The organism is Dyadobacter sp. OTU695, from assembly GCF_038440355.1.
Taxonomy (GTDB): domain Bacteria; phylum Bacteroidota; class Bacteroidia; order Cytophagales; family Spirosomataceae; genus Dyadobacter.
In genome coordinates, this window is the sequence record NZ_JASATN010000020.1 from 15,849 (window position 1) to 28,422 (window position 12,574).

Below are 12,574 nucleotides of genomic sequence, written 5' to 3' on the forward strand. Positions count from 1 at the left end.
GCGCGAAGGTAAACCTTCATGCCTCGTATTCGCAGGCCTCCGGCTGGTCCATAACGCAATCAGCCTTGCAGTTTGGATCGGCCGGAGGCCTGCGAATAGCGGATACAAATCATGAGATTTGCACGGCGGTGAGATTTGCACCGGCTATTGCTTTTTCTCTGCTTCGGCCTGTTGCCGGACGAACGCGTGCAGCGCATTCAAATTAAATCGGGAGGTATTATGAGCCGCTGCATAGGCCACATAGGGTAATGCTTCCGCCGGTTTGTCCATTTTAAGAAGTATAACAAAAAGCAGCCGCGCGCGTTCGAAACTATTCTCCATCCTGAACGCTTTCGAAAGGTAACGCACCGCCTGTTCATTCAAATTCAATGCGATGCTCAGCTTTCCTGCATTATCGAGATACACTGCATTCAGAGGGTCGTCCAGCACCAGCGCTTCGGCAACTCTGAGCATTTGAGCCGTGTCTTTCGCAGCGGCATAATGCTGTTGCAGCCGAAGCATGGCATCCCGCCAGGTGATTTGCTTCACTACCAGTGCCCCCGCCAGCTTTTCCTCCTCCGTTTTTTCACGCTTGTCCTCAGCCGGCATCGGAATGTTGAACGGCCAGCCTTCTTTCAGGATCATCATTTCGTACTCCCCTTTCAGCGAATCGACGAGCGTGATGGGAATTTGTTTTTTCAGTGTTTCAAAATCCATTTCGCGGGGCGAATTCGCCAGCAACTCTATTTTTTTGAGAGCTTGATAAAATGCTTCCGAAAGCAAAGCATAACCCGGCAAATTGGGATGCACGTGTTCCAATAACGTTTCATTCCCCAGGATGCCACCGACAGAATGCTTTTCAAAAAGATCGCGGGTATCCACAAGCGTGACGCCCTTATGTGCGTGCGCGATGTCATTAATGATCTTGTTCAATGCCTCGGGCGCCCGGAAACGCAATGCGTCCAGCTCCTTGGCTTGTACAAATGCCTTCTTGGCATCCTTGTAGTTTGCTTGCTGGTATAACTGAATCCCGCTTCGGTAATACGTATCGGCAGACTTGTTTTGCTTGTCTGGAATGCTGATGAAGGGTTTCAAATCCTTTTCATTGCTAACCAGGTTGCTGATCAGCAAAGGCACGCCCCGGGCGCTCGTCAGTGCCGCCAGCTCATCCATATTGGCCCTGAACTGATCGAGCCCGGCCCGGTAATCTTCCGAACCGAATGCCATCTGCTGTTCCGCCGTCATTCGTTTCATAAGGTTTTCCCGTAAATCAATCTTTTTGCCTGAAATCATCTCCGAAATTTGATCGGTTGCCGAAGCGATCAGCTGGGTTAATCTCAGGCAGCGCAGCTTCATCAGCAGGCGCGCCAGCATGCGGCTATGCCCTATTCCTTTGGTAACGGCAACGCCCATCGCTCCATAATATTCGTTATGGCCTGTGTATACCAGCACAGCGTCCGGCTCGTATTCGAGCGCGGTCTTCCCAAACTCGAGCACTGTAAAGGAATTTACAGCGGTTAAGGAAAGGTTAATGATTTCAAAATCACGTTCGGGATAGGTTTGCGACAGCCTGTATTGCAGCCAGCGGTGAAACGAGCCGTTGTTCATATAGGGATACCCGATTGTCGTCGATTCGCCCAGTACGAACAGGCGCAGGGTACCCGGTTTCTTTTTTATGGTAAATGGCTCCGCATTGCCGTAGGTCGCATTTTTCTGGTTGGCAAAATAGCGTTTTGAAGCATGCGGATTGAGCACCAGATAACCTTTCCGGGCCGGATCCTCTTTGAAAACGCTTAAATCGTGGCCATAGCCGAACAACCGCAATGCCCCTTCCAGCACAAGCAGCACCAGAAAGGGCATTAACAAGATGATCAATTTAAATAGAGACTCGCGTTTCATTTGCTGTTACATTCCTACGGCCGGATGCTCGTACCGTCAAATTTACGAACCTGCCAGTTGGATTTGCTCGTGATCGGGTACTTGGCCGCTTCTTTTTCATCAATATCCACGCCCAGCCCCGGCACCTCATTCACCGACATGTACCCGTCCTTCATGGTAGGGCACCCTCTGAAAATCGCCTGGGTTTTGTCATTGAAACTCACCGCTTCCTGGATACCGAAATTCCACACCGCCAGATCCACGTGCGCATGCGCCGCGTGACCCACGGGCGAAACGTCTCCCGGACCGTGCCAAGCCGTTTTGATATTGAACCACTCACCCAGCCGCGCCACCTTCATAGCCGGGGTAATGCCGCCGATCTGCGAGACGTGGCAACGGATATAATCGAACCATTGGTTAGCCATCGGATCGCGGAACTCGTTCACGTTGTTGAACAGCTCGCCCATGGCGATTGGTACCGTCGTGCTTTGGCGCAATTGACGGAACCAGCCCATGTTTTCCGGCGAGAACGGGTCTTCGATGAAGAACGGCCGGTATTCTTCCAATGCCTTAATCATATTGATCGCATCCATCGGCTGCACGCGCTCGTGGATGTCGTGCAGGAGCTCAATGTCTTCTCCGCAACGCTTGCGTACCGCTTCAAAAAGCTTGGGTACCGATTTCAGATAGGCCCTTTCATTCATATAATTATCCGTAGCCCCGCCGAAACCGGCCGCCTTGAAATCCGGCTTTTGCTCGGTGGCCCCCACAGCGCCATATCCGCCCTGCTGAATGCGGATGTATTTGAAACCGCGGTCCATAATGCGCTGGACGTCATCGGCAACGGCCTCGGACGTGTTGCCGTTGGCGTGAGTGTAGCATGGGATCGCGAACCGTGCTTTGCCACCCAGCAGCTGATACACCGGCATGCCGGCAAGCTTGCCCTTAATGTCCCAAAGTGCCTCGTCCAAACCGCTCAATGCATTGTTCAGCACCGGGCCGTTGCGCCAATAGGAACTCACATACGTCGAATGCCACATGTCTTCGATATTATCTACATCCTTTCCCACGCAGAATTCATTGAGATAGGTATCGATAGCCGTCACTACCGCAAAAGCACGCTGGGTGAACGTCGCGCAGCCCAGTCCGTAAAGGCCCGGTTCGGTCGTTTCCACTTTCACGACGATGAGGTTGGAGCCTTGCGGCGCTGTGGCGATGGCTTTCACGCTCTTGATTTTTACCGGCGCCATGCCCTTTGCGTACGCGGGTTGCGTGTAATGCTCGCGTGCATGTGCGCTGTCCGCCGCGCCAAGCACGCCCAGCAAACTTGCAGCGGAGCCGGCTCCCAATATTTTCAAAGCGTCACGGCGATTTTGGGCAGGCCCGGAAGTATTGTTTTTCATTAGTTTTTTGGATTAGGAATGATGGTTAATGAGATGGTCAGGTTGGTCAGGAAGTTGTCAGGTTTGGTCAGGGGGTGTCAGGATTGATCAGAGGTTTTGATAGTCAGCGGATTAGGAATAGTCAGTGATTGTTTTTTGGTGATTGATGGATTAAAAGCATTATGGTAATGCGAATGCGATGTATTTTCCACCGGGTTTGTGGCCGTTTTTGGCTCCGCCTGCGGCTATTACTACATATTGCTTTCCATTGACCATAAAGGTGGCCGGTGTTGCGAAACCGCCGGCGGGTAGTTGGTATTCCCAAACTGTTTTGCCGGTTTTGCGGTCAAACGCGCGGATTTTCTCGTCTTTGGTGCCTGCGATAAATACAAGGCCGCCTGCCGTCACGATAGGGCCGCCATAGTTTTCGGTACCGGTGATCGGGACACCTTTTTGGGTCAGTTCCGGGAACTCACCGAGCGGTACCCGCCAGAGGTACTCGCCGGTATTCAGGTCGATGGCATTGAGCGTACCCCAGGGTGGCTTAATGGCCGGATAACCATCCGGGTCGAAGAAGCGCGTCCAGCCATTGTTGATGTAGGGCGGAATGTACGGGAAGGCCGAGTTCGCTTCCGTGGGCGCTTCGCTGGCACTATGGTTTTCGGATGCCGGTGTTTTTTGTGTTGTATTTAAAAGAAAACCCACCAGTTCTTCTCGTTCCTTATCGGCAATATGCTGGAATGAAGGCATCCGCCCGCGGCCGCTTTTGATAATATTCCCTATTTCTTCTTTGGACATCCTGATTCCCACCTGCGTGAGATTCGGGTATTCCTGCCCGCTGCCTTGCCGGTCGGCGCGGTGGCAGGCGGCACAATTCCGCATGTACACCGCCTGGCCGGGTGGTGCGTTTGCCTGCCTGGGGCCATTGTAATCGAGCATTTTCAGGTCCCATACCATTTCGTTGGCATTTTGGTATAAAATACCTTCCGGATCGGCAGCATTACCACCCCACTCCCCGCCACCTCCGATGCCCAGGTAGAGGCTTCCTTCCCTGCTGGGCGGCATGTATTTGTTACCGGAGCGGGTCTTGCTGAATTTTTCCTTCACAAATGCGTGTGCTTCCGGCGTACGGTCGGTAATCTCACTTTCTTTAAAATTCTGCCGTGCAAATGGCGCCGGTTTCGTCGGGAATGGCTGAGTGGGCCACGGATGCTCGCCAGGCAAATGGTAATCGGTCAATGCAGGGCGTTCCTCGACAGGGAATAGCGGCTTGCCGGTATCGCGGTCGAGCAGGAAAAGCAGGCCGTCTTTCGTCGCCTGCGCCACCGCGTCGATCTTTTTCAGTTTGCCGTCCAGGCCTTTGTGTTTTACGGTCAAAAGATTAGGCTGGCAGGAAATATCCCTGTCCCAAAGGTCGTGGTGGACGGTTTGGTAATACCAGTTCATTTTCCCGGTTTCCGCATTGAGCGAAATCACGCAATTGGCATATAAATTCTTTCCTTCCCGGTCAGCTCCGTAGAAATCGACGGAAGGAGATCCGGTACCGAAATACACAGCGCCGCGCTTTTCATCGAGCACCATACCCGCCCAATTATTGGCCCCGCCAATGCGCTTCCAGGCGTCTTTCGGCCAGGTATCATGGCCCGGCTCCCCCGGTTCGGGCACGGTATGAAAGGTCCATTTGAGTTCTCCTGTGCGCACGTCGAATGCGCGGATGTGCCCTGGCGCGGCGTCCCCATACTCGGAGACCCGCGAGCCTATCACGAGAATATCTTTGTAAATCACCCCGGGCGACGTCGCGTCCACCGACAATTTATCGTTCTCACGCCCCGGCCGGCCCGCCACGCCTTCGCTCAAATCCACTTTCCCTGCGTCACCAAAACTTCCCACGAGTTTTCCACTGGTGGCATCAACGGCAAAAAGGTGGTTCCCGGCTGTATACAGGATTCTTTTATCGCTACCATCTTGCCAAAATATTACTCCCCGGTTCACATGAAACCGCGGCGAGCCGCCCGTGAATGGGTCGAAACGCCAGAGCTCTTCGCCGGTGTCGGCTTTCAATGCAAAAAGGCTCAAATGCGGCGTGGTACCGTACAATATGCCGTTCACAATGATGGGCTGGCACTGGATTTCCATCGGTCTTTTTGGTGCGGTAATCCCCGGTGTCGGTTTGGTGGCGTCGTATTCCCAGGCCACTTTCAGCTTGCCGACATTGCCCAGGTTGATCTGCGTCAGGGGCGAATACCGGTTTCCGGCCTTGTTACCGCCGTAGGCAATCCAGTCGGTGTTGCGGTCGTCGGGGGTGTGTTGGCTGACCAATGCGACTAGGGAGATAAATATCGTCAGAACGACCACTATTCGCACAAAATATCCCGGCGGACCGACGTTTGGTTGGTTCGAATGCATGAATGAAGTTGGGTTTAGGTGAAAGCCAGACAGGTGCCAGTCTGAGTAATGTCAGACTGGCATCATCATATCAATACCCCGGATTCTGTCGCATGTTCACGTTGGCGGTGATTTCGTTGATCGGAATAGGCTGGGCGTAGTCGGTGGGATCCCACTGAATGGCTCCTCCCCGGATGCGCTGGTAATAAGCCGCTTCCTTGTCGCCGATCTGCCAGCGGCGGACGTCGAGCCACCAATGGCCTTCGGCGAAAAGTTCGGCCCATCGTTCGTATTTGAGCGGGTCGTTTTTCAGCACCGCATCACTGGCCTTGGTCAGGTCGGTGAGGCTTTTGTAGTCCATCGCCGAAGGTGTATTGACCGGCAACCCGTAGGCCCTTCGCTTCACCTTATTGATATATTCCAAAGCACCCGCATTATCCCCTGAATGTGAAAGCGTTTCGGCATAGAGCAGGTAAATATCGGCCAGCCTCAGCCACGGGAAGTTGGCGCCATTCGACATGTTGATCTCCGCCTCGGTACCACTAGGATTGGTAAATTTGCGGAAGCTCCAAGCCTCCATATCCAGCTCGGTAATATCGAGGTAATGCGAAATCGGCCGTTTTTTGCCGCTCACAACCATCGAATCCACATAGGGCTGGTAGCATGCAACCCAAAGCCGCGGGTCGACGGTCTGTTTTTTCTTCGCTTCCTGCGACCGGGTAATATAGGCCGGATCCACATTAGAAATGTTCGCACTGGTGGTACCCGGTTTGAAATAATGCCCTTCATTGAATCCGAAACGGGCAATATTTTTGGCATGCGGGAATACATTGGACCAAGCCGAAGCGGCCTGTCCGCCATTGTCGCCCACATACGTAGGCGCGATCACCATCCCGATACTTGAACCCATGGACTGGTCGTCGCCACCGCGGGCGGTCATATCTACATTCAGGTTCAGTTCGAAAAGCGATTCGGACGTGAATTCATTTTTACCATTGAACATATCCTTGTACACGTCGAACGACACAAGTGATTTCCCGCTGTTGGCCACCACGTCGCCTAGGTAAGTTTTAGCATTGGCCCAATCGGCCTGGTAAGCATATATTTTACCCAAAAAACCTTTCACAGCCCAGCCCGACACCTTGTACTTATCGGTAGCACCCGTCCAGTTAGTGCCTTTCAGAAGGCCTTCCGCAGCTTTGAGATCGCTGATGATAAAATCCCAGCCCTCTTTCACCGTCTTGCGGGGCACCTGCGTTTCGTCGAGGCCGGAGGCGACTTCGGTAATGATCGGCACGCCCATTTTAGCGCCTTCAGTAGCCGCGTTGAAGCCCTCGCCCCAGAAGGACACCAGGTGGAAATAGTACCACGCACGCAGAAACAGGGCCTGCCCCTTGATCAGATCGATGGCTGCGGCGTCGTTGGGCGCTTTTTGACGATAGGTTTCAATGGCAGCCAGTAATGTGTTGCTCCGCTGCACGCCCCGCCAGAGTTCGCGCCAGGTGTCGTAGAGAAAACTGTCGTTGGGTTGCGAATTATTCTGTCCCATTTGAATCCAGGTGGGTGTACCCTGCCAGCTCAGGTCGAGGGTATGGTCCCAGAGCCAGAGGTTTTTACCCAACATGGTATGCCCGTATAAGCCCGTAGCGTGCTGGGTCGCATACACGCCCGTCAGCAGCTGTTCGAGGTCGGTTACCGAGCCGGGATATTTAGAAGGTGCCAGGGCACCCGGATTTTCGAGGTCGACAAAGTCGTCATTACACGAAAGCAGGCCTGTAAGCACAAAAAGCAGGAAAAATTTGTGAAATATTTTCATAGCATTGCCAGCTGTTAAAATCAGTTAGAAATTCAGATCGATACCCATGGAAACCAGTCTTGTGCGCGGGTACGAGTAAATCGTGTCGAGCCCCCTCGCTGTGGTGCCATTCCGGCCAAGCACCTCGGGATCGAGGCCCGAATAGCCGGTGAACGTCAGCAGGTTCTGCGCCTGGAAGTAAATCCGTAAACCGCTCATTTTCCATTGTTTCACAAGCGCCGAAGGCAGGGTGTAGCCTACTTGCAGGTTGCGTAGTTTCAGGAATGAGCCGTTTTCCACGACAAATGAGGATATGCGGGTATAATTCGAGTTCGGGTCGCGCACGTAGTTGCCCGAGGCGTCTTTGGTACCCACGCGCGGCTGGTCGGTGAGGCCGTTTCCATTGAAAAACGATGTCTTGAAAATGTCGTTGGTCGTATTGTAGTCGCCGACGAAAAACTGGGTGTAGTATTTGTTTCCATTAAAAACATCTACTCCCTGGACTCCCTGGAACATCGCCTGTAAATCAATGCCTTTCCAACCGAGGCTAAGTGAAAAGCCGTAGGTAATTTTCGGCCATGGGTTGCCGATGTAAGTTTTGTCATCGATCGTAATACGCCCGTCTCCGTTCACATCACGGAATTTGAGGTCACCCGCACCGGTACCTGCGTTTTGGAAAAACACGCCCGTGGTAGGCTTACCCGCAGCCGCGGCGGCTTCCTGTGCGCTCTGGTTCAGCGCCGCCACTTCCGAATCGGTCTGGAAAAGCCCCTCGACAACATAACCATAAAACTGGCTCAACGGCTTGCCCGCCTGCGTGCGCGTGACGGTGCTTTCGAGGTAATCGCCCGCAGCGCCGTCGTTGATCGGGTTGTTGTTGGTCCCGCTCAGCTGCTTCACCAGGTTTTTGTTAAATGCCGCATTGGCGCTCACCGAATAGGTAAAATCTTTCACCTTACCCCGGTAATCGACCGCCAGCTCGATGCCTTTGTTGCTCATCTGGCCGATGTTGGTGAACACGCCGCTCGTGCCGTAGAAACCCGCCGAAACCGGCACGGGTACCTGGTAGATCATGTCCTGCGTCTGGCGGCTGTACCAGTCGGCGGTGATGTTCAATGCATTCTTGAACAAACCGAGGTCGAGACCAATGTCCGTCTGGTTCACCTGCTCCCATTTGATGTTCTGGTTGGGTAACTGGGCCGTCAGCGCGTACCCTTTCGAGCGGTCACCATTGGGCAAGCCGAGGATATTCGTGCCCCCGGCACCACCGAACGACGCCTGATACGTGTATTGCGGGATGCTGCTCGTACTACCCAGTTTACCATAGCTCGCACGGATTTTCAGATTGGATACTTGGGCAAAATTATCCCGCACAAAAGCTTCCTCGCTCACTTTCCAGCCTACCGAGAAAGAAGGGAACACGCCCCATTTGTTGGCCGGGCCGAAGCGGTCGGAACCATCCCGGCGGACGTTGGCGGTGAAAAGATATTTGTCGGCAAATGTATAGTTGATCCGTCCGAACTGGGAAAGAAGCCGCGTTTGCGGGAATTCGCCACCACTGGCTTTGTAAGTACTCGGGTTGGTAGTCATGCCGAGGTTATAGGTAATCACCTGGAAACCCTGCGCCTCGCCGTGCAGGTTGCTCATATTCGATTGGTAAGCTTCATAACCCGCCATCGCCTTGACCTCATGACGTCCGAAGGTCCTGGCGTAGGTGAGTACAAAGTTCCCTGTAAAGTTTCGCGTATTGTTCTGGTCGCGGCTCAGGAATGCATTCAGGTTTTTAAGGGTACCAAAATCGTAGGCTTCGGTGAACTTATAGTTGTTCACTGCATAAATCGACGCGCCGAAGGTGGAGCGGAAGTTCAGCCCTTTGATGATTTCCCAATCGAGGTAAACGTTTCCTTCCAACGCGTACTGATTATTCTTCGCATGATTGATCAGTTCGTTCGCCACGAGGTTGGGGCCCGTAAAGAAAGTACCGGTCTTCGCCCAGCCGCCCACGGGATTCGTCGGATCATATACCGGGATCACCGGCGCCGAACGAAAAGGGAATGTACTGGTCTGCACCGGGTTAGCGCGGGTACTCCATCCATACAACGTCTCCCCGACTTTCAGCCGGTTATTGATCTTGAAATCAGCATTAGAACGGATACCATATCGCTCAAACCAGTTATCGATGATCGTACCGCCTTCACGCTGGTAATTGGCCGAGAGGTAATAATTGGTTTTGGCCGTCGCACCCGAAAGCGAGAGCGAATAGCTCTGATCGCTGCCGTTTCGGTAGATCTGGTCCGCCCAATCGTTGTCAGGCAGCGTGTTGGGATCACCCCAACCGCCGGTATTGACACCGGAAGCCGCTTTGGCCTTGACATAATCAGGCGTATTCAGCATCGAATACAGGTTCACGGGTTTCCGCACGCCATAATAGGCGTTGAAATTGATATTCATTTTGTCGGATCCCGCCACGCCGCGCTTTGTGGTTACTAGCACCACGCCGCCGGCTGCCTGCGCACCGTATATCGCAGCGGCACTCGCATCTTTCAGTATTTCAATCGATTCGACATCCTGCAAGTTGAAATTGTTACCCGCCGACATCCGGATACCATCCACAATGTACAGCGGCGACATTCCGCCGATAGATCCTACACCACGGATCACGATGTCCGACGAACCGCCGGGCGCCCCGTCATTACGCGTCACCTGCACGCCGGCCGCCCGCCCCTGCAATGCTTCGTTCACACTGCGTACGGGCAGGTTTTTGATATCTTCCGACTTCACAGACGATACCGAGCCCGTCAGGTCCGAGCGCTTTTGGGTGCCATAACCGACCACCACTACTTCTTCCAAAGCCTTGTTATCCACTTTCAAAGTGACATCGATCTGGCTCCGGCGGCCTACGATCACTTCCTGCGACATGAAACCTACGAATGAGAACGTAAGAACTGCATCTGCGTCGGTAATGTCGATATTGAAAACGCCCTGCTCATTGGTGGAAGTACCGCGCTGGGTGCCTTTCTGGATCACGTTCACACCCGCAAGCGGCTCCCCTTTTTCGTCAGTGACTTTCCCGGTAACGCTGATGTCGAAGATCGTTTGCAGATTGACTTTCTTACGCATCAGCTCCGTCATTCGCTCCTTCAAAACCGGGTCGGACATGAAGGAAAACGGTTCCTTAATGCTTGCCTGTTCCCTCGCTTTGCGAGCAGGTTCACGTTTTTTCTTCACGATGATCGTCTTATCGACAATATTATAGGTCAATGGCTGTCCGGCAAAGCAGGCGTCCAGCACCTCCCTCATGGGCGCATTCGTCACATTAATATTGACTTTTTCGGCCTGGTCGAGCATTTCCAGGTCACAGATGAACAGGTAGCCCGTCTGTTTCCTGACGGTCCTGAGCACTTCCAGTAAAGTTGCATCCTTCTTTTTGATTGATACCTGCTGGGCAAAGGTATCTTCGGCCAGCACCTGCAATGTACCAATCAGGAATATCAACACGGTTAATTTCATCGTCAGGAGGACTTTGCCAAAGTCGGTTCGGTGTTTTGCGGCGTAACTCCCCCAATGAGAACGGATAAGCATATACGCTTCCCACAGGACAGTTTTGCCCTTGTATACAAATTTCATAGTTTTGTATGCCTGGTTAAAAGTGAATGTATCGTTGTCCAATGATCTCAGGATTCATCAGGTCAGGCCGGGTGCGGTCGCAACGCATCCGGTCTTTTTCCTTATCATCCTTTCCGTTTGGTCCGTCAGGAGGAATTTAGGAGGTTCATGTCAGGCAGGGTTAAGTTGAAGGTATTTCAATCTGTATTTTTCACGGTGATCTTCCTGTCGTCAATCCGGAACTGGATGCCACCGGTCATTTCGAGCATTTTCAGTACTTCGGACACGTTGTTTTTGCGCGAGATCGTCCCGGCAAATGACTTTCGCTCCACATTTCCCTCATATTTTACATCCAGGTCGTACCACCGTGAAATCTGCCGCATAATCTCGCGGATATTGCCATTGAACTCGAACCGCCCCTCCTTCCAGGCCACAACACTCTCCGTATCAACCGTTTTAACAGCAATATCATGAGCCGCCTCCCCCTTCGCTACACGGGCCTGCTGGCCTGGTGAGAGCACTTTGGTAACCTCATCTTTTTCCACCCGCACGGAGCCTTCCAGCAATGTTGTCTGCATGGTGGGTTCATCGCCGTAGGAGCTGATATTGAAATGGGTACCCAGAACGGTGATTTCCATATCCTTACCTTTCGCATGGCGGTCGGTCACCCGAACGAGGAAAGGCCTGGCCTTGTCAGGTTCTATCTCAAAATACACTTCGCCGCTCATTTCTACATCCCGTTTGTCACCCTTGAAAGCAGTAGGATATTTCAGGCTCGACCCGGCATTGAGCCACGCGCGTGAACCATCCGGCAGTACGATCTTATATTGCCCTCCAAGCGGCGTTTTGAGCTCATTATAGGCCACAGCGCCATTATTTGCCATATTTTTCCCATATATAACTTCTCCTTTCGATTTGTCGATGGTGGTACCCGGCTGCACCGAAAGGTTGCCCTCGGTGATCGTATTCAGATCATACGTCCGGCCGTCGGCAAGTGTAAGGCTTGCCTTATTACCCCCCGCAGGTACGTCATCCCCGTACACGCTATGCATGACCGCCACTTGCGGCAGAGGCTTCGACCGGTTGATCCATCGATAGCCGCCATACATCACGAACAGCACCACCGACGCCGCAGCAAGCTTGAAGATCCAGATACCCGCGCCAAGCCTGGGCCCGTCGCTGGTGTGCGGTTCCTGTCCGGTTTCATCGTCATCGCCCGGTTCCTGACTGGTGGTCTGCCCCGTTGCGGAAAATATCGAACTCAGAATATCGTCAGCCGTTTCGTCGGATAATGTGTGCCTCGTCCCGTCGCTACGGATAAACTGGTCGATCAGGCCGTTGAGCTGCTCACGGTTATCGTCCGAAAGCAGCATAGCCATCAGCTCTTCCCGCTCGTCTTCGGTTATTTTTTTTTCACAATACCGGAAAAACAAGTCGTCCAGTCGTCGGTTTTGCATAAGCTAGTCGGGATTACGGACGGCTTTTACCGACCTTCATCCGTAAAGACTTCTGTCGGACGATTTCGGGGGACAATGCGATAAAAAAAAGT

At 53.0% G+C, this 12,574-nt stretch carries 6 protein-coding genes; all 6 read right to left on the minus strand.

What is annotated here, in order from left to right; translation table 11 throughout:
- Nucleotides 1-144: 144 nt before the first annotated feature.
- Entirely contained in the window at nucleotides 145-1,878 is a 1,734-nt protein-coding gene (locus tag AAHB90_RS26600) for a hypothetical protein (RefSeq protein WP_342088271.1), read from the minus strand.
- A gap of 14 nt (nucleotides 1,879-1,892) precedes the next feature.
- The gene (locus tag AAHB90_RS26605) at nucleotides 1,893-3,260 is read right to left on the minus strand and encodes an enolase C-terminal domain-like protein (protein WP_342088272.1); all 1,368 of its coding nucleotides are present in this window, start codon (nucleotides 3,258-3,260) and stop codon (nucleotides 1,893-1,895) included.
- A 159-nt stretch (nucleotides 3,261-3,419) separates the two neighbouring features.
- On the minus strand, nucleotides 3,420-5,645 hold the full coding sequence (locus AAHB90_RS26610) for an outer membrane protein assembly factor BamB family protein (RefSeq protein WP_342088273.1): 2,226 nt from the start codon (nucleotides 5,643-5,645) through the stop codon (nucleotides 3,420-3,422).
- A gap of 70 nt (nucleotides 5,646-5,715) precedes the next feature.
- On the minus strand, nucleotides 5,716-7,440 hold the full coding sequence (locus AAHB90_RS26615) for a RagB/SusD family nutrient uptake outer membrane protein (protein WP_342088274.1): 1,725 nt from the start codon (nucleotides 7,438-7,440) through the stop codon (nucleotides 5,716-5,718).
- Between the two features lie 24 nt (nucleotides 7,441-7,464).
- Nucleotides 7,465-11,046, minus strand: coding sequence for a TonB-dependent receptor (locus AAHB90_RS26620; RefSeq protein ID WP_342088275.1), 3,582 nt, complete (start codon nucleotides 11,044-11,046; stop codon nucleotides 7,465-7,467).
- Nucleotides 11,047-11,222: 176 nt separating this feature from the next.
- A complete protein-coding gene (locus AAHB90_RS26625) occupies nucleotides 11,223-12,482 on the minus strand; it encodes a FecR family protein (protein WP_342088276.1) in 1,260 nt (419 codons plus the stop codon).
- Between the last annotated feature and the right edge of the window lie 92 nt (nucleotides 12,483-12,574).

Excerpts from the sequence above, each read along its gene's own strand:
- AAHB90_RS26600 (WP_342088271.1), bottom strand. The coding sequence starts at position 1,878 with ATGAAACGCGAGTCTCTATTTAAATTGATCATCTTGTTAATGCCCTTT.
- AAHB90_RS26605 (WP_342088272.1), bottom strand. The coding sequence starts at position 3,260 with ATGAAAAACAATACTTCCGGGCCTGCCCAAAATCGCCGTGACGCTTTG.
- AAHB90_RS26610 (WP_342088273.1), bottom strand. The coding sequence starts at position 5,645 with ATGCATTCGAACCAACCAAACGTCGGTCCGCCGGGATATTTTGTGCGA.
- AAHB90_RS26615 (WP_342088274.1), bottom strand. The coding sequence starts at position 7,440 with ATGAAAATATTTCACAAATTTTTCCTGCTTTTTGTGCTTACAGGCCTG.
- AAHB90_RS26620 (WP_342088275.1), bottom strand. The coding sequence starts at position 11,046 with ATGAAATTTGTATACAAGGGCAAAACTGTCCTGTGGGAAGCGTATATG.
- AAHB90_RS26625 (WP_342088276.1), bottom strand. The coding sequence starts at position 12,482 with ATGCAAAACCGACGACTGGACGACTTGTTTTTCCGGTATTGTGAAAAA.